Source organism: Acinetobacter sp. YH12218 (genome assembly GCF_013417925.1).
GTDB classification, from domain to species: Bacteria; Pseudomonadota; Gammaproteobacteria; order Pseudomonadales; family Moraxellaceae; genus Acinetobacter; species Acinetobacter amyesii.
Window position 1 is genome coordinate 25,101 of record NZ_VPDB01000031.1, and the last position, 17,121, is coordinate 42,221.

General features: G+C 38.9%; 15 protein-coding genes, 4 tRNA genes and 1 pseudogene. 12 read left to right on the forward strand and 8 right to left on the reverse strand.

Annotated features, from left to right (window positions below; translation table 11 throughout):
• Positions 1-13 precede the first annotated feature (13 nt).
• Positions 14-892 (reverse strand): ATP-binding protein, encoded by an 879-nt coding sequence (locus FTV03_RS10140; protein ID WP_180041332.1) that lies wholly within the window; start codon positions 890-892, stop codon positions 14-16.
• A gap of 189 nt (positions 893-1,081) precedes the next feature.
• On the opposite strand from FTV03_RS10140, the gene FTV03_RS10145 reads away from it, so the two are divergent.
• The 6 genes from FTV03_RS10145 to FTV03_RS10170 all read left to right on the forward strand — a co-directional run bounded on the left by FTV03_RS10145 (position 1,082) and on the right by FTV03_RS10170 (position 3,977).
• Positions 1,082-2,593, forward strand: coding sequence for a DUF3336 domain-containing protein (locus FTV03_RS10145; protein ID WP_180041334.1), 1,512 nt, complete (start codon positions 1,082-1,084; stop codon positions 2,591-2,593).
• Positions 2,571-3,395, forward strand: a complete 825-nt coding sequence (locus tag FTV03_RS10150) for a protein kinase (protein ID WP_180026843.1) — start codon at positions 2,571-2,573, stop codon at positions 3,393-3,395. The genes FTV03_RS10145 and FTV03_RS10150 overlap by 23 nt, the downstream gene beginning before the upstream one ends.
• A gap of 107 nt (positions 3,396-3,502) precedes the next feature.
• A tRNA-Leu gene (locus tag FTV03_RS10155) sits at positions 3,503-3,587 on the forward strand.
• A gap of 37 nt (positions 3,588-3,624) precedes the next feature.
• Positions 3,625-3,698: transfer RNA gene (locus FTV03_RS10160), tRNA-Trp, on the forward strand.
• 36 nt (positions 3,699-3,734) lie between these two features.
• Positions 3,735-3,819 (forward strand) — tRNA-Leu (locus tag FTV03_RS10165).
• A gap of 73 nt (positions 3,820-3,892) precedes the next feature.
• Positions 3,893-3,977 (forward strand) — tRNA-Leu (locus FTV03_RS10170).
• A gap of 307 nt (positions 3,978-4,284) precedes the next feature.
• Here the strand turns inward: FTV03_RS10170 and FTV03_RS10175 are convergent.
• Positions 4,285-4,488: a hypothetical protein gene (locus FTV03_RS10175; protein ID WP_078188846.1), complete on the reverse strand. Its 204-nt coding sequence runs from the start codon at positions 4,486-4,488 to the stop codon at positions 4,285-4,287.
• Between the two features lie 482 nt (positions 4,489-4,970).
• Here FTV03_RS10175 and FTV03_RS10180 point away from each other — a divergent pair.
• Positions 4,971-5,196 (forward strand): annotated as a pseudogene (locus tag FTV03_RS10180) (hypothetical protein).
• 92 nt (positions 5,197-5,288) lie between these two features.
• On the opposite strand, the gene gloB reads toward FTV03_RS10180, so the two are convergent.
• Both gloB and FTV03_RS10190 read right to left on the reverse strand, forming a co-directional pair.
• Positions 5,289-6,020, reverse strand: coding sequence for a hydroxyacylglutathione hydrolase (gloB, locus tag FTV03_RS10185; RefSeq protein ID WP_180002990.1), 732 nt, complete (start codon positions 6,018-6,020; stop codon positions 5,289-5,291).
• Between the two features lie 109 nt (positions 6,021-6,129).
• A complete protein-coding gene (locus tag FTV03_RS10190; RefSeq protein ID WP_180002988.1) occupies positions 6,130-6,738 on the reverse strand; it encodes a flavin reductase family protein in 609 nt (202 codons plus the stop codon).
• Positions 6,739-6,842: 104 nt separating this feature from the next.
• Here FTV03_RS10190 and FTV03_RS10195 point away from each other — a divergent pair, with 104 nt between their 5' ends.
• Together FTV03_RS10195 and FTV03_RS10200 are read left to right on the forward strand one after the other, a co-directional pair.
• Positions 6,843-7,664 carry a PhzF family phenazine biosynthesis protein gene (locus FTV03_RS10195; protein ID WP_180041336.1) on the forward strand — a complete coding sequence of 274 codons (822 nt, stop codon included), beginning with the start codon at positions 6,843-6,845 and terminating at the stop codon, positions 7,662-7,664.
• Positions 7,665-7,813: 149 nt separating this feature from the next.
• Entirely contained in the window at positions 7,814-10,582 is a 2,769-nt protein-coding gene (locus FTV03_RS10200) for a pitrilysin family protein (RefSeq protein WP_180041338.1), read from the forward strand.
• Positions 10,583-10,662: 80 nt separating this feature from the next.
• Here the strand turns inward: FTV03_RS10200 and FTV03_RS10205 are convergent, their stop codons facing one another.
• Both FTV03_RS10205 and FTV03_RS10210 read right to left on the reverse strand, forming a co-directional pair.
• A complete protein-coding gene (locus FTV03_RS10205) occupies positions 10,663-11,727 on the reverse strand; it encodes an amidohydrolase (RefSeq protein WP_180007295.1) in 1,065 nt (354 codons plus the stop codon).
• Positions 11,728-11,899: 172 nt separating this feature from the next.
• Positions 11,900-12,301 (reverse strand): DUF3144 domain-containing protein, encoded by a 402-nt coding sequence (locus FTV03_RS10210; RefSeq protein WP_078188837.1) that lies wholly within the window; start codon positions 12,299-12,301, stop codon positions 11,900-11,902.
• Between the two features lie 106 nt (positions 12,302-12,407).
• On the opposite strand from FTV03_RS10210, the gene FTV03_RS10215 reads away from it, so the two are divergent.
• Both FTV03_RS10215 and FTV03_RS10220 read left to right on the forward strand, forming a co-directional pair.
• Positions 12,408-13,040, forward strand: coding sequence for a hypothetical protein (locus tag FTV03_RS10215; RefSeq protein WP_180007293.1), 633 nt, complete (start codon positions 12,408-12,410; stop codon positions 13,038-13,040).
• Positions 13,041-13,486: 446 nt separating this feature from the next.
• Positions 13,487-13,657 carry a hypothetical protein gene (locus FTV03_RS10220; protein WP_180002979.1) on the forward strand — a complete coding sequence of 57 codons (171 nt, stop codon included), beginning with the start codon at positions 13,487-13,489 and terminating at the stop codon, positions 13,655-13,657.
• Positions 13,658-13,757: 100 nt separating this feature from the next.
• On the opposite strand, the gene FTV03_RS10225 is transcribed toward FTV03_RS10220, so the two are convergent.
• A complete protein-coding gene (locus FTV03_RS10225; protein ID WP_168378945.1) occupies positions 13,758-14,189 on the reverse strand; it encodes a hypothetical protein in 432 nt (143 codons plus the stop codon).
• Positions 14,190-14,412: 223 nt separating this feature from the next.
• Entirely contained in the window at positions 14,413-15,873 is a 1,461-nt protein-coding gene (locus tag FTV03_RS10230; protein ID WP_180041340.1) for an inorganic triphosphatase, read from the reverse strand.
• A 321-nt stretch (positions 15,874-16,194) separates the two neighbouring features.
• Between FTV03_RS10230 and FTV03_RS10235 the strand changes: the two genes are divergently transcribed.
• Positions 16,195-16,578 (forward strand): DUF962 domain-containing protein, encoded by a 384-nt coding sequence (locus tag FTV03_RS10235; RefSeq protein WP_168378946.1) that lies wholly within the window; start codon positions 16,195-16,197, stop codon positions 16,576-16,578.
• The last annotated feature ends 543 nt before the right edge of the window (positions 16,579-17,121 follow it).

Consider the following 17,121-nt stretch of genomic DNA (forward strand, 5'->3'; position numbering starts at 1 on the left):
AATATTGTAGACGTTATTTTTCCAAAGCCTTTAGATTTTCAGACCCAATCCAATGCTTTGAAAACTGATAAGCAGCACGGCCTGAACGCTGCCCACGAGACTGACACCATCTTAAGGCTTCAGCACGAACTTCGCTGGTCATGGCTAAATCAGCCTTGGCAAGATAGTGTTCCACAATTTCGAGATATAAATTTTGATCCATTGGGTAAAAAGACAGCCACATCCCAAAGCGGTCAGAAAGAGATATTTTTTCTTCAATCGCTTCTTGTGGATGGAGCTCAGTATATTGAGGCACATCTACCTTGGTTACAGGTGTGTTTTCATGCATGAATTCAGGCAATAAATGACGACGGTTACTGGTAGCATAAATAATAAAATTACTTGAACCTGATTGTAATGAACCATCCAAAACACTTTTTAAACTGCGATAGTTTTCATCTTCAGCATTGAATGCCAAATCATCACAATATACGATAAATTTTTCAGGGCGATTTTTAATTAAATTTTGGATTTCTGGTAAATCAGATAGATCATCACGCTCAATTTCAATTAAACGTAAACCTTGGTCTGCATAATGGGTGAGCAGAGCACGGACGATGGATGATTTACCTGTACCACGAGAGCCAGTGAGTAAAACATCATTGGCAGGTAAGCCTTTTAAAAACTGTAAAGTGTTTTGAATCACTTTTTCTTTTTGACGTTCAATTCCTTTTAAATCTTCTAAATACATGACTTTGGGCTGTTGAATGGCTTTAAGCTGTTTATCTTGCCATTTAAACGCGATACTCGAAAAATCGGGTGCTTGTTTAAGCTCAGGCAAACTGTGCTGTAGTTGTAAGAGTACAGTAGATAGCGATTGAAGGATGTTGTCAGGTAAATCAATTGTAGCCATGATAAGTCAGCTTGTCGTGTCTTGTTGTTGGTTAGTATATGACAGCAGTGTACATCAATAATGCAGTTATAATTGCTGAAATATGTCAAAGTTAAATGATTGTTCTGGCAGATCAGCGCTATTCGAATAACCAAAAAGTTGTTATAAATCTAGCTGAGTGAACAGTTTAAAGTGTGCTGAGGGATAGTCATGTTGTTTACAGGGTTTTCAAAAAGTATTAATCCACATCAGGCATATCGGATAAAAAAATTAAAGCGTCAGCTCGACCGTGCTGAATGTTATGAAGAATGGAAAGATATCGCACTTAAAATAGATGAAGAATCGGGTGCGCAAGAATGGAAATTCGATAATAGTTCACCGTATTTTGATGCAGAAATTATTACTCATCGTTTAGGGTTACTGAGACGATATCGTGCTCAGAAACGTACTCGAGATTTGATGTACATTTTAAGTGAAGGTTTAACTTATGATGTGGGCAATATTGCCCATCCCTTGCTGTTTACAGAAGCCTACGTCGGCACCAAAAAAATTATTGAAGACTATGTTGATGAGGTGAGTCAAAGTTTGGCCTTTATTGCATCCGAAGAATGCGTTTGTCTCAATGCTGCACAAAAAATTGAATTCTTTGAACAAAGCCAAAAAGCCTATGGACAACCTGTATTGATGTTTTCCGGCGGTTCAACTTTAGGCTTGTTTCATACCGGTGTGTGTAAAGCGCTGATGGAACAAGACCTCATGCCAAAAGTTTTGTCAGGTTCCAGTGCTGGCGCCATTATGACAGGGATGTTGGGTGTATCTAAACCGTCAGAATTTACCAATTTATTAAACGGACAAAACTTCTTTAGTGAGGCATTTCACTTTCGGAAATTGACTGAGTTAGTGCAGGGTAATGGCGGCTTGGCGGATGTAAAATATCTGAAAAAGTTTTTGGTTGAAAACTTAGGTGACTTAACTTTTTTCGAAGCCTATAAGCAATCTGGTCTGCATATCAATGTGGCAGTTGCGCCTTATGATGCATCACAAGATGCAAGAATTATGAATGCCTATACCTCACCCGATTTGTTGGTATGGAGTGCAGTGCTGGCATCATGTGCAGTGCCCATTCTATTTCCACCGGTACGACTGACCAGTAAGCGTTATGACGGGCAATTTACGCCATATATGTCGGCAACACGTTGGGTAGATGGTAGTGTGCGCAGTGATTTCCCACAGGAGAAAATGGCACGTCTATATAATATTAATTATAGTATCGCCAGTCAGGTCAATCCGCATATTGTGCCGTTTATGCAGGATGATGCTGCACGCTTTCGTAAAAGCATGTTGAGTTGGCCTGAGCGGATCGTTCGTCGTCAAGGTAAGGTGATTAGTAAAGGGGTTATGGATTTTGCCCGTGAGCGCGCAGGAAGTATTCCACCTGTTAGACGTTTGCTTGATCATGGTTATGGCGTGATGGATCAGCGTTACTATGGTGATGTCAATATTGTGGGGAAATATGGCTTAAGACACTATAGTTATATGTTGCAAAATCCTCGACCTTATCTGTTTAAGGTATTGCAACGTGAAGGTGAAAGAGCCACATGGCCGAAGATTTCATTAATCGAAACGCAAGCCCGTATCGGTAAGACCATTCAGCATTGTTTGGAATTATTAAATTATCAAAATGAACCCAGCCAACGACATGCAGAGTTTATTGCGGTTTAAATCCACAGATTTAACGCAAATCATTTATGAGCCAAAAACCAAATCTAAAAGTTTGGTTTTTGGGCGTCGTCTATATCAATTTCAATTCAATCAACAACGTTATTGGCTCAAGGCGCAAGTCAGTGACAGCAGTCCTGAACATGTAGCTAGTTTTGGTCGTGAAATTGAGCTGTACCAACTATTTAGTCAAGCGTCTACACAAAACAGCATCACGCTACCTTTTCAAGTGATAAAACAGTCGCATCTCAGTATTCAGCAAGAGTCTATTGATCGCCTATTAATACTCCCGAATGCCGAGCCTTGGTTCGTACAGCCTGCATCGAATTTGAGCCTTGCGCAGGTGAGGCAAGTGCTATGGCAAGCACTCGATGTGGTTGAACGATTAAGCTTGCACGGTTGGATACATGCAGATTTAAAACAAGAGCATTTTGTGAATTGGCAAGGGCAGTGCAGACTCATCGATTTTGAGCAAGCGTTACCTTTAGAATTTGATCAGTTAGATGCCTTAACTGCGACACCACGTTATATGGCTCCAGAACTTTTCCATGGACAAGCGAAATCTTTGCACAGTGATATCTATGCGCTGGGGATTATTTTTTTGGAATGGCTGACATCACAGCGTTTAGAGGCGAAAAACTATGAAGATTGGGCCTATTTACATTGCCAACGCTTAAAGCTTGATCTGCCACTGCAATATCAAGGGTTTACTCAGCTATTGCAACACATGTTGATGAAGCAAAAAAATGACAGATTGGTGGATTTTTATCGCTTAAAAAGCGACTTAGTTGCTGAATTTGCTTAAGAAAAATACAAAAAAAGCACTATTGTTTTTTATTTAAACAAACAAGATGCTTTTTTATAAAAAAGGCTTGTCATGTAGGGGTGATCTCTATAATATACACAGCCATCGGGGACGTGGCGAAATTGGTAGACGCACTGGATTTAGGTTCCAGCGCCGCGAGGTGTGAGAGTTCGAGTCTCTCCGTCCCCACCACTGAATTACTAAACATGAGTTTGGTAATGAAGGTTACAGAGGATTGGTGTAATGGTAGCATGACGGTCTCCAAAACCGTTCGTCAAGGTTCGAATCCTTGATCCTCTGCCAAGTTTTAAAAAGTCTGACATTGTCAGCAACCCTGTTGGGGACGTGGCGAAATTGGTAGACGCACTGGATTTAGGTTCCAGCGCCGCGAGGTGTGAGAGTTCGAGTCTCTCCGTCCCCACCACTTAATTTATTAAGTTGCCAAATAAACAGGTTTTTAAAACAAATTAAAGTCTGACATTGTCAGCAATCCTGTTGGGGACGTGGCGAAATTGGTAGACGCACTGGATTTAGGTTCCAGCGCCGCGAGGTGTGAGAGTTCGAGTCTCTCCGTCCCCACCATTAGATTAAGCAAGGTTTTATACCTTGCTTTTTTGTTTTTGAAATTCGAAAAAAATCAGTGTCTCAAACGTGGTTTTTTTGAAGACATAATCTAATGAAATAAATCTAATGAAAGATGATGAACCAAGAGATACAGCAAGATGTCTAATCTTGCTTTTTTATTGTCTGAAATTTAAATCAATAAAAATGTGTCAGTAAAACAAAGGTGAAAAAAAGCCCGCATATACGGGCAAATTTAGAAATGTGGATTCGAATCAATCGAATTAAATCATTTATTTCAAATCGTTCGAATAAATTATAGAGCAGATTATGCCTTTAAATGATCTTCAAACTCTTCACCGAGCTGCATGGCCAAAGCATTACCAGACAAGTCTACAGTCACTAGACCATATTCTTTTTTAAAACTGAATGTAAATCCACGATTATCTGCCAGTGTGCGAACAGAATATCCTAACTTTTCCAACCAAAGACGGAAGGCAACTAAATTTTTTGCTTTAACCACTTTTTTCACGAGCGAACTCCTTATCAATCATTAAAATATTAAATAGGGGTGTCAAAATATTTTTTAAAGGGGAAAGGGAAAACTTTTATTTAAAATATGAAATTTTGATGGATAAATAAACAGATTATCGGCTTGTAAACTGTATAAATTCATTTAAATTGCTGTTTTATAACAAGCTAAACTTAATGTAAGTAAATATAACGTATTTTAAAAATTTGGTTTTTAACTGCTGGCTTAAAATCTATCCTATGCCTATAGAGAAGCTGTGCGCAAAATAAACGATTGCTTGGCTTAGAATGCACAGCTGTTTGGGCGTGCAATATTGATTGCAAATAAAGACTTGTTCACAGCCAAATTAACTGGATAGGTGAGCATGCAAAGCTATTTCACATCAAGATTTGTCGAAAAGCTTTTATACTATGTTCTATTAGTATAAGTAGATTGAACGCATGCAGAACATTGAGCACGCTGTAAAAGCAAAAATTGAACAGATGCAACAAGCGGGACAGACGCCTGTTGCGGTGATGCTTGGACATGAAGATTGGTTGGTCTTTTCGGAGCAATCCAAAGTGGCATATACACCCATTTGGTAGTGCACGACGTTATCAGCCGGCATTAGGTGGTTTATTGATGGTACGTATCGATGAAATGCAAGCCGTTCGAGTTGTGACTCAAGCTGAATTGGATGAGTTTGCTGCAAGCAATCAAATTTTATAAATATAGAATGATAAATCGTCCCGAAATATTCATCACAAATAAAAACAGTATATTTGTGATGAAATCTTAAATTCATTAAACTCTCAATCCAATTAAAAATTGTCTTTAAGTTCTCTTAAGCGCTGAAACGCTTCAACACTTTCTGCGCGTAAAAATGGATTGGTTTCTAGTTCTAATTCAATGCTGCTTGGCAAAGTACATTGTCCAAGCATGCGTAGGGATTCAACCTCATCAAAACGCTGTTGTATGGCAAGGTTGTCGGGTTCAACATGCCGCGCAAACTGCGCATTCGACAGGGTGTATTCGTGAGTACAATACACTTGAGTTTCTGCAGGGAATGCGGCAATACGGTTCAATGAATCGTACATTTGTTGAAAAGTACCTTCAAATACACGTCCACAGCCCATAGCAAATAATACGTCGCCACAGAAAAGTGTATGAATGTCATCGATAAAATATACGATATGACCGAGGGTGTGGCCGGGCGTTGCTGTTATTTCAACTTCAAGACCATGAAATTCAAAACGGTCATTATGATCGAGAGGATAATTCACCCATGGAATACGGCTCAATTCTGCACGGGGACCGTAAACAGCAATGTTTTTATCCTGAATAAGTTCTGGTACGCCACCGACGTGATCTTTATGCCAATGCGTTAGCCAAATTTGCGTAAGATTGAGTTGATGTTCCTGACAATAGCGCTCGACCAAGGCAGCTTCAGTAGGATCTACTGCAATGACATCATGGCTTTCGGTGTGTTCAAGCAGCCAAATATAATTTTGCAGTGAATTTTTGACATCCAATGTATGTATTTTAAACGTCATATCCATTCATTCAATATTTAAAATTAAGTTAAAGTTAGCATGAAAATGCTCAAAACGGATGATTATTGATTTTCAACCTTAGGTAAACGACAGAGTTCATAGCACTATTTTAGTCTGGTGTCTCGTCTACAGATACGGGATTACCAATGGTATAAAAGTGCCCGCCAGCAACATGGTGTAGGCTTTTCCATTCATCTGCTACTTCATGATAATACCAATGTCCGTTACGGAAGACGCGGTCGTCTGCATAGGCAGCAATGACTTCGCCAATAAACAGATCGTGCGCTTGTTGATTGTGCGGCTCAGGAATAAGTTTGCACAGTAGCCAAGCAGCACAACCTTCAACCACAGGAATATTTGAGTTATTAAATTGAAATAATTCCACGCCACATTGGCGTAATTTTTCTGGCGCATCACGTTGGCTCATCATGCCAAGTGCATAGACCAGTTTGAGTTGTTTTAGTGTTGGTACTTGTAAGGCGAAATAGCCTGAATTCTCGATAATCTCACGTGTTTTAGTTGATTTATCCAGTACTACCGTCACTTTTGCAGGATTGAACTCTAAGGCGCATGCCCATGCCGCAGTCATCACACCGGTATGGGTTTGATCCTGAGCAGAGACGAGCACAGTCGGCCCATGATTTAAAAGTCGGTATGATTTTTCTAAAGGAACAGGGTGAATATGCGTTTTCAAAATTGTACCTATATTTAAGTTCATCTAAAACTTAGATGTTTTATTAAAAAGTGTTGCTACATAGCATATAACGCATGAAATATTTTCAAAAGCCTTTAATATAAATCACTAAATCAGGAGTTCTATCAATGAAAATGTATCAAGTGGACGCATTTACCCAAGTGTTATTTAAAGGCAACCCAGCGGCGGTTTTGGTGTTGGATGAATGGTTAGATGAACACTTGATGCAACAGATTGCTTTGGAAAATAATCTGTCTGAAACTGCATTTGTGAAAAAAATTGACAGCAGTAATTATGAAATTCGTTGGTTTACACCGACCACTGAAGTGGACTTTTGTGGACATGCGACATTGGCCAGCAGTTATGTGCTTTTTGAGTTTTATACTGCAGAAAAAAATATCCAATTTCATGTCAAAAATCTCGGTATTTTTAGCGTAAATAAAGCTGAAGATGGAAAAATTCTGATGAATTTCCCTGTGCGTCGGGCACAGGTCGTGAGCGAATATCCTGAAGAGCTACGTCTAGGGTTGAGTCAACCTTTTAAGCAGGTTTATCAGAATGCGCAGGCGTATATCGTGGAATACGAAATGGCTCAACAAGTCTTGGACGAACAACCGAATTTTGAAATTTTAAAACGTCTTGGCAAAATCCGCACCGCCATCACAGCGCCGGGTACGATCACTGATGTTGCAATCACTGCGGCAGCCCAGCAATATGACTGTATTTCACGCTATTTTGCACCGGGTAATGGCATCAATGAAGATCCTGTTACGGGTTCTATTCATACCGGAATTGTGCCCATTTGGGCAGAATGTCTACAAAAAAGTCAGATCTTGGCATATCAAGCATCAAGTCGTGGTGGTGAACTACACTGTCAAATGCTTGAAAATGACCGTATAGAAATCTCAGGCTATGCGTGTTTGTATATGCAGTCGGACATTTATATCTGAACATAAATCAAATACATGCTGTCGAAATCTGCGGCATGTATTTAATAAAAAGTAACTATTAATCCTGAAAAGCTCAGCATAAAATCAAAACCAATCTGATCGACAGCACTGCGCTGATCGATACTAAATATAAAGGACACTTGAATTACATGCGTATTAAACATTTAACGCTTTCACTTTTTTTTGCAGGTTTAAGTACAAGCCTCTTTGCTCAACCTGTATTGGTTAAAACTGAACAAGCCATTGAAGAATATAAATTAGACAACGGTTTTCGTGTGGTTTTGGCGCAAAACGATAAAGAAAGCAAAGTGTTTATGAATACGGTGTATTTCACGGGTTCATTAAATGACCCTGAGGGCAAAGGTGGTTTAGCGCATTTGCTTGAACATTTGGCTTTTAAAGGCACTGAAAATGTCAAAGGTGATGAATTTCAGCGTCGCTTAGACCAATTCACGCTGATGACCAATGCCAGTACGGATTATTATTCAACGAAATATACCAATGTGATTCGTCCTGAACAAAGTTCAATCGATCAAGTTTTGCATTTAGAAGCAGAACGGATGGATAAATTGGTACTTCAGGAAAAGTTTGTACCAACAGAAATTGATATCGTTAAGCGTGAACGTGAAATTCGTTTAGATCAGCCATTTTCCGTCTTAATCGACCAAGTTTTAAAAGAAGCCTATGGCAATCAATCTTTAGGTCGTTTACCGATTGGTGATTTGAAAGAACTTCAATCGATCAATATGAACGAATTAAACCAGTTCTATCGCCGTTGGTATGTGCCAAATAATGCAGTGATGGTGATTTCTGGTAAGTTTGATAAAGCGGCTGTATTAAAACAAATTGATCAACAATTTAGCCCAATTGCCGCACGTCAAATTCCTGAACAAGCCAAAGTCCCTAAATTAGATGGAACGAAATTAAAGCAACGCGAATTTACCGTTCATAAGGGCAGTGACTTTGGCAAATTTAATATTTATTTAAATGGTGCAGTCGAACCAATTAAAACTGCTTTGGCTGTATCTCCAACGTTGTATACCTTACAGCCAAGTGGACATTTGTACCAAAGCATGGTGGAAACAGGGACAGCAACCGCAGTTCAATCGACCACATGGTTAGATAAAGATTTTAATTTGGTGTTTATGGGGGCGATATATGGCCCAAGTCATGATGCTAACAAAGTGGCAACCAGTCTGGCACAAGGTGTAGAGCAGAATAAAGCCTTTAATGACGTCGAGCTAAACCGTGTTAAAAGCCTGACTCGAAATATGGCTGACAATGTCAAAAATAGCGCAACAGCACTTGGCGAGCGTCTTAGTTCTTATACTGTGGCTTATAACGGGGACTGGTCTCAATATTTCCGAGACTTAGATAAAGTACAAAAGCTAAATGTAAGCGACGTGAATCAGGTGTATAAGGACTTTCTAAAGCCCGAATACCGTGTCACAGGAAATATTCTACCAACACCTGAAGACCAGAAGAAAGCACAGCAACAGGCTGCGTCAAAACCTGCTGAAACTTTAGATCAGCAAGCGCCTGCAGAAGAGCCGTTGAAAGATGCGAGTGTTTATCGTGCTGAAGTGAAGCAATACGTTGCAGAGTCTAAGCAATATTTAAATCAGAAAGAAAAACAGATTCAGCGCGCTAAATTTAAAAACGGCATTCAGTATGCATTGTTTCCAACCAAAACTCGTGATGACAAGACCTATGCTACGATTGCATTGGATTTTGGTACAGCGCAAAGCTTAATGAATAAAGGTGAGTTGCTAGATTTGACAGCTTATCTCATGTTCCGTGCATCTAAAGATCAAAGTTTACAGCAAATTGCCGATAAAATTATTGATGTTGGTGGCGGTGCAACGGTCAGTGCAAATGATAATGGTCTCATGATTCAGGTGGTTGCACGTAAAGAAAAATTTGCTGATTTTTTGCAATATGTTATTGATGTTATTAAAGCTCCAGCATTTGAACAGTCACAATTTGATTTAATTAAAGCGCAAAGTTTATCGAGTTTGGATCGACCTTATACAGAGCCGGATACCGTTGCTGCAATGACGCTGTCGCGTATTGTCGAGATCTATCAGCCGGGGGATATTCGTTATCACTTCGAACCTGAACTTGCGAAAAAACAAATTGAGTCGGCTACACGTGATCAAGTGCAGCAGTTACATCAAAAATTCTTTAAAACACAGCATGCACAAATTGCGGTAACTGGTGATTTTGATACTAAGCAAATTGAAAAAATTCTGAAAAAAGAATTTGCAGATTGGAAAACCAGCGAGCCATATCAACGCTTAGAGTCTACGTTTACGGCATATCCTGCACAGAAAGTGCATGCATTGTCTGAACAGCGTGAGTTTGGTAGTTACCAAGCGATTATGACTCTACCTGTAGGTGTGGAGCATACTGATTCTCCTGCACTACAAGTATTACGCCACATACTTGGTGATTCACAGTTGTCTTCACGTTTAGCTCAAGAGTTACGTGAAAAGAATGCACTGGTTTATGGTTTTAGTGCAGACATTAATTTTGATGAATGGGTGAATTCGGGTGTACTGAGTATTGATGCAAACTACACTGCGGGTAAATCAGCACAAGTTTCTCAGTCTGTTCATAAAGTTTTGCAAAACTTATTGAAAAATGGCGTGACGGAACAGGAAGTAGAAGCGGCCAAAGCCAGTATTTTGAAAAAGCGTTTAACTGCACTTGAAGATGACCGTCGCATTCATAGCATGTTGATTCCACAGTTAGAAAAAGGTCGTGACCTAAACTATCGTGAAAAACGTGATCAACGCATTGCTGCTTTGACCAAGGCGGATGTTGATGCTGTCATTAAAAAATATATTCAACCTGAACATTTGGTTGAAGTGATGTCTGACCAATATGGTCAAGCCGCAAAATCTACTCAAAAATAAACCGAATAAAAAAATCCTCCAGATGGAGGATTTTTTTTGAGCCGCAATGGATAGCTTGATAGCAAAATAGCTTAATGAACTTATAGGCGGTAGAACTGACGCGCATTTTGTTGGAAGACTAAAGTCAGCGCATCAGGATCATAACTCGCGACCGCATCTGAAAAGGCGTCAATAATATTCACCAAGGATGCACTCACACTATCCATCGGGAAGTTAGAGCCAAACATCACACGGTATTTCCCAAAGCATTGTAGAGCATGCGAAATAAGCGGGAAGGCGCAATCGAAAATCTCTTGTTTGGATGCAAGGCGTTGTTCTTTATGAAACTGATGACCCAGCACAGGCATGAATAAACCAGACATTTTGGTATAAACATTTGGGCAACTTGCCAGTTCAGCTAAATCATCTTTCCAACGAAACAAGATATTGTCACGTGAAGTTTGGGTTAAGCCTGTATGTGAGCCGACAGGTCCAAAGGCACCGACAGGTGTCCCAAAATGATCCAGAACGATAGATGTTTCAGGGAAAGCACGTGCTAAAGCGGTTAAATCACGAATTTGGTCTGAATAAACCCATGCATCAAAACTTAAATTCATTTGAGCAAGGGCTTCAAAACCTTTCATAAATTTTTTATTGGTATAGAGATGGGGCTCATTGGTCCATGCGTGAACTTTTGGGTCTTCATGTACAGCTGCCATTTTTCGTATGCCACGAAAATGTGGGGAGGCTTGTTTATGCATTTTAAGAATTTTCTTAAAACTACTGTCACATGGGTCTGCAGTGCCGACTATGGCGCCAAGTTTAATCTTTTGAGCATTAAAGTCTAAAGATTCAATAAACTTTGTTTCACCAACCACCCCTTTGCCTTTATGGTCATGCCAGCTCGCTTCTACATGTACGATTTGATCGACCAGATAATGTCCTGCATCTTGCTTATAATTTTCAGGCAAATACGGTGTCGTCACATGTTTGGTTAAACCAACTGTGTCAATTAACTCTTGCGGCTTAACTAAGCGCATCATTTTGTCGAGCAAGTAGGGATGTTTACCCAATAATTTCACGGCAAGTGAAGCGGCATGTGGGGTATTGTATGGATCCCATTGATGTATATGTGAATCCACGATGGCAAAATCGAGCGTCTGCATTGCTATCCTTGTCCTTAAAACCATGTCCATTTCTTGCGTATTTCATTGTATTTCCGAATACGCGAGGCACTGAAAATAGCATGAATGATGAAAATACAACGTTATGACTAAATATTAAATCAAAGCTTTGTGAAAGAGAAGTTGTATAAAAAAAGCCCCGAAGGGCTTTTGATTAATGCTGATGATCGTGGTCGTGATCATGCTTATTTGCATGGAATTCTTCGTTATGACGGAAGCGAAGATAGTTTTCAAACTGTTCGCAATATTCATCATAATTATCTTCAAGCATCATTTGAAATTGTTGAAGAATATAAGACATCACTTGATCTTTGGCATCACGCATTTCTTTGCCATCTTTGAAGCCATTTGCAGCAACCCAAGTATTAAAGCGAGCAGTACCAAATAACATGGCAGCACTTACTTGACCGCGCATTTCTGCAGGTTTGACTTGAGAACCTTTTTCAACACGACAAAATTCATTGGCTTGTTTAATAAATTCATCCGCACGTTCAAAGAATGCTGCATTCAACGCTTCTTCTTCGGTTACATCAGTAGCTTCAATCTTTTGAACCATGAATGTGTCCTAGCATAAAAATCTAATGCAGTATTATAGGCAAAGCCTTGCAGAAACTAAACCTTTGACTTAATCTAAAAATAGCCTAAGTACAATGGAATGCTTCATGCAAGACGCAATCGCAGTGCAAAGTCTGAAAAGTGATATTGCATTACTTCGACAAAATATTTGGCCGCCCTCAACCTTAGCCAATGTAGAAGGGCTGCCCATTTATTATGGTACGCAGTCTGAAGTAGCCGAATATTATGCACAGTGGACAGGTTTAATTGAACGTGCTCAAGACTTATTTCAACCCTTTGTGGAAGATGAAGTCCTTGATGCAATCCATTTGCCGAGTCATTTGAATCTGCCGCTTTTTTATTTTCATGTGGATCGTATTCGAATCAACAAAACACGTGCAAAAGAATCTAAAACCTTTCGGGGTATTGCCAGCTTAGTTGAAAAATGTGGGCAGTTTGAAGCAGATCAAATTCAAGCGATGCGACATTGGCTTGACAGCGATGACACGGCAGCCTTGGTCGGACACCGTGAATTTATTGACCTCAGAACCTATGTATTTCAACATGGGCAAAGTGATTATACCCGTACTCGTTTTTATGTGAATGGCATTGTACTTAGTGTCGAAAACGAGTTTAAATTGGTGGATGCCCGTGACAAACCACGTAAAGCCCGTAGCGATAGCTATAGTGACCCTTTAGCAGATAACAATACGTGGAAAATCTTTGGGAAATATCGTTAATTAATAAATATCGTTAATTACTGATGTTACGCAGTAACATCAGAAGCGCCATTTGATTCAAATAAAAGAGCGATACGCGGCAACGTCATCCGCAAGTGTTTGAGACAGAACTACATCTATTTAAAGATGTTTTTGCGATACTTTGAATAAGTAGACGCTAGTGAACGAGTTTTGCGGATGACAATGGTTTTGGGTACTTTTGCCGAATGAGAAACAACGTTTCGTAAGAGTACTTCCAGCCGAAGGCTAATCCCTTTATTTAAACCCTAGATGTAAGACTCCGTCGAATAGACTTAAAAATCATTTTAAAAATGCGTAATTACTTTTACGCGCGTAACATCAGTTAATTAAATATGTTGACGATATTACTTAGAACGTGAATTTAGTTCGCTGCACAAGGATGCTTTGGATTATGTAATCCACGCCCTAATGTGAAAATAGCCACTATGGCAAATGCCGAAATTGAAAGTTTGGCTCATGCAGAGCAATTGACTGATTTTTATATGACCTTATTGCAAGGGATGACGATACAAGCACGTGATGGTATGGCCTTGACACAATTACAACGCATGGTGAGTAATGCCATGAAATCATGGGGGTTATTAGCACAAGGTTAAATCAGTATGGATTATGAATTAAACCCCCAATAGCAGTGTAGCCTTAAGGCAATTTTCTTAGTTTTTTTGAATGACTGATATGCAAATACTATATTGAAGTTTATTTGCAGGGATGAATTTTAATGTCGCCCAATTCCATCACACTGATATAACCGTCAACCGCAATTAAATTGTCGCTTTGACTCGATAGGGTGAGACATTCTCCAGACTTGACGCTAGATAGTAGCTGACCTTGTTGCGGATTCAAGTTCATGCTGTAAATACTCAGTGTGCCAGCATCGGTTTTGATTTGGTAAGACTCATCACCATAGTCCTCATTATTATTGCGCAGGACTTTAAAGGTTCGTCGTGTCTGATCAAAGTTTTGAGTTGGAGAAAGCGGCTTTTCGACTTGTAAGGATGCCGTGCGCCTTAATTCGGTACTTTGCACAGGCTTATGTTGTTCACTACAAGCACTCAGTATTGGGAAAAATATAAAAATAAGTGAAAATGAAAATAGGGGATAAATTACAGGTATGTGACTTTTCAACATAAAACCACCCTGAATCTAAGTTTTCAGATAGCTTATTTTAAAAGTTTTTATCCAGAAAACAAAAATAATAGGTTCTCAAAATATTTCAATGTAACTGAGTCAAACTAAGGAAATGATGAATTGAAAATAGCCGACTTTGAATCTGAATGATCAACAAATGAATATCTATATGACAATGTAGGATACAAATAAACAGGGAGAATCATTGAATCTCCCTTAGGTTTTATTTAATAAGTTTTCGACTGACAAGGAATTGTTCTGTCGCGTCTAATAGCTTATCTGCATAAACCTCTTGTTTTGCCGTCAACCAACCGAGAACAAACCAATCGCTAGCTTCCAGCTCTGTTTGCTGAATATATTGTGCAGAAGAAGATAGGACTTGGTATTCCTGAGCCGCGACTTGTGCATCATTAAGCGCTTTACTGTATTTCTGCAAGTTTTTTACATCATAAATCGATGTCAAAATAGGGAAGCTAAATTTAAGCTCTTGTATGCGCTGAGAAAGCACATCTAAGCTTTCAAAATTGTTAATGTCGGCATCATTTAAAGCCTCTTGCAGGGCTTTATATTGGTTTTGCAGGGTGTTTTGAGCATGCCATTTAAAATCATGTTGCTGCGGTGCATCATCGATTTTCAAACTAAACATTAAAAGCTCAAGATAATGATGTACATTTTGAGTCGATTTAACCAAATTGCCTAACTTCTCTTTGGCATACAAAATATCTTTGGTTAAATTTTCAGAAGTCGTTGGGTTTTGTAAAAAGCCACCCAAGGTATTTTGCATGTGCTCAAAATGGTGTAATTGTTCAAACTGCTGTTTAAATGCGCCTAATTGCAATGCCCATTTTTCAATGATATCGCTGTTCCAATCTTTAAACAGCGAAATGGTTAATTGTAAATGATGGAGTGCTTTTTGAGCTTGTGTAATGTGCTCGGCCTGAGCCACACCTGCAGAAATTGCGGCAATATTAGGCAGAAGGTGCTGCATTTCCTGTGCAATTAAAAGTCGTAAGTTTTTTGCGGCAGTGTCTTTTTTACTGAGTTGAAATTCTTTAGCCTCAACTGCTGGACTCACCGTTTGATTCAATGCCAGCAAGTTACCAATTTCCGCTTTACTGCGAACGTCTAACCACAAATGGTACTTTTTAACCCATTCAAAACTAAAGGCTAGAAGCGATTGAATAGAGCCACTTTTAAGTTCAAATTCAACTTCGTGAACCTCTGTTTCTGTGCTGTTACTGCGGATACAGCCGACATCTAAGCTAACTTCGATCTTGGCGTCTTCAAACTCTATGACGCGATAAGTTCTCAGAATGTCAGTTTCAAATTGAAGTTGTAGCGTATCTTGCTGATCGCCTAAAGTGGTTTTTAAAACCGATTGAACTTCAGCTTTATTGGCATAGACCGATAAATCTAAAGCAGGAGCTTGTTCAACTTCACCCAAATCTAAGTTATGTTCAAAGCGTTCAATGTGGCTTTTACCTGCAGCTTTCAGGGTTTGAATCCAGCGGGTTCCTTCTAAACGCTGACGCAAGGCTGCATGCTGCTGTGCCATTTTTCGATCTGGGGTATCAAAATATTTAGCTTTAAGTTGAATTTGTTCCGATTTTTTTGGATCGAGTGCTTTTAATAATGCAGTTCGACGTGCTTCTGGAATCTGGAACTTTAATTCAACTTCAACCATGGTTTTCTGTCCTGATGTCACAACTTCATGATCTGGCATGAAGCGATCTTTAAATTTTTATAAAAATGAAAAACTAAAATGTGCGTACATTTTCTATCAACTAAACGCGTATCGATTGTAGCGAAAAACAGTTGAGAAGTAAGACTTGACGGATTTGAAAACTCTGATTTTGGACGAAGAAAAGTTTTAAAAGATGGATATTCCATCAATTGTATAATTCACAATGGTTCGACTTTCATGGGATCAAAATAAAATTTTACGTCTTTAACGCGGACGAATTTTAAGCTATGTTGATTAAAATAAGTTCAGGATGAGCACAACATGAATTCACAAGTACAACCCGAGTTTAATCGAAACTTAAAGCCCGAATTTCAGTTACCGATTCGTGACTATTCGCAATTTTATCGATTTTATTTGACTGAACATCGAAATATTATGAGTCGTCGTTTACATGCCACCGGCAGCAGTATTGGACTCTATTTCTTTGCAAAAGCAATTTTAAAAAGACAACCAAAGTATTTTGCTTATGGCCTGGTTTCAGGCTATGCTTGTGCATGGGTCGGACATTTTTTCTTTGAAAAAAATAAGCCGGCAAGTTTCAAGCAGCCTTTATACAGCTTTATTTCCGATTGGCGCATGCTGTCTGATATTGTGAAGGGGAACTTAAGCTTAAAAGACCGTAATTTAGATAAGATTGATAGTTAATTATTTATTAATCAAACGTTTAATTTTTATTGATTTTGGTGTAGTTTTTTGAGTAAATGACTTGTAAGTTTAGAGTGATTAGTCTAATAATGTTCATATTGTTTATTCACTGTTTATCTGAAAGATAAATAGACGATAAACCCCAGTTTTCCAAGCCTAGAGTGACCTTCTCTAGGCTTTTTTTATGGCCTTAGAAATGGTCTATTGTTTGAAAGATTTAACCACAAAAATGTTCACAAAAAAAAATAGGCTAGACTTTTTGATGCTCTGAACGCTCCCCAAAACGTTTCTTACCAAGCACCAAAAAGTCTAATAGGTTGCATATTTTATTCTTATCAAGTGTTTTGTTTTTATGCGCTGTTTTTTGTATTCTTCTGTTTCGCTATTAGATAATTTGTATCAGTTTTGTTCTATACTAGGACTTACGCATTGACTGATTCAAAAAAGTATTAAAATACTTTATAAAGTATCTGTGATCAGACGAATTAAACATGCTTCTACAGCAACTTGTACATTACCCATTTATATGGGCTTTCTCATGAC

Bases quoted from the DNA above. Each gene is read 5' to 3' on its own strand.
- FTV03_RS10200 (WP_180041338.1), top strand. From the start codon at position 7,814: ATGCGTATTAAACATTTAACGCTTTCACTTTTTTTTGCAGGTTTAAGT.
- FTV03_RS10220 (WP_180002979.1), top strand. From the start codon at position 13,487: ATGGCAAATGCCGAAATTGAAAGTTTGGCTCATGCAGAGCAATTGACT.
- FTV03_RS10140 (WP_180041332.1), bottom strand. From the start codon at position 892: ATGGCTACAATTGATTTACCTGACAACATCCTTCAATCGCTATCTACT.
- FTV03_RS10235 (WP_168378946.1), top strand. From the start codon at position 16,195: ATGAATTCACAAGTACAACCCGAGTTTAATCGAAACTTAAAGCCCGAA.
- FTV03_RS10145 (WP_180041334.1), top strand. From the start codon at position 1,082: ATGTTGTTTACAGGGTTTTCAAAAAGTATTAATCCACATCAGGCATAT.
- FTV03_RS10205 (WP_180007295.1), bottom strand. From the start codon at position 11,727: ATGCAGACGCTCGATTTTGCCATCGTGGATTCACATATACATCAATGG.
- FTV03_RS10215 (WP_180007293.1), top strand. From the start codon at position 12,408: ATGCAAGACGCAATCGCAGTGCAAAGTCTGAAAAGTGATATTGCATTA.
- FTV03_RS10210 (WP_078188837.1), bottom strand. From the start codon at position 12,301: ATGGTTCAAAAGATTGAAGCTACTGATGTAACCGAAGAAGAAGCGTTG.
- FTV03_RS10225 (WP_168378945.1), bottom strand. From the start codon at position 14,189: ATGTTGAAAAGTCACATACCTGTAATTTATCCCCTATTTTCATTTTCA.
- gloB (WP_180002990.1), bottom strand. From the start codon at position 6,020: ATGACGTTTAAAATACATACATTGGATGTCAAAAATTCACTGCAAAAT.
- FTV03_RS10190 (WP_180002988.1), bottom strand. From the start codon at position 6,738: ATGAACTTAAATATAGGTACAATTTTGAAAACGCATATTCACCCTGTT.
- FTV03_RS10230 (WP_180041340.1), bottom strand. From the start codon at position 15,873: ATGGTTGAAGTTGAATTAAAGTTCCAGATTCCAGAAGCACGTCGAACT.
- FTV03_RS10195 (WP_180041336.1), top strand. From the start codon at position 6,843: ATGAAAATGTATCAAGTGGACGCATTTACCCAAGTGTTATTTAAAGGC.
- FTV03_RS10150 (WP_180026843.1), top strand. From the start codon at position 2,571: ATGCAGAGTTTATTGCGGTTTAAATCCACAGATTTAACGCAAATCATT.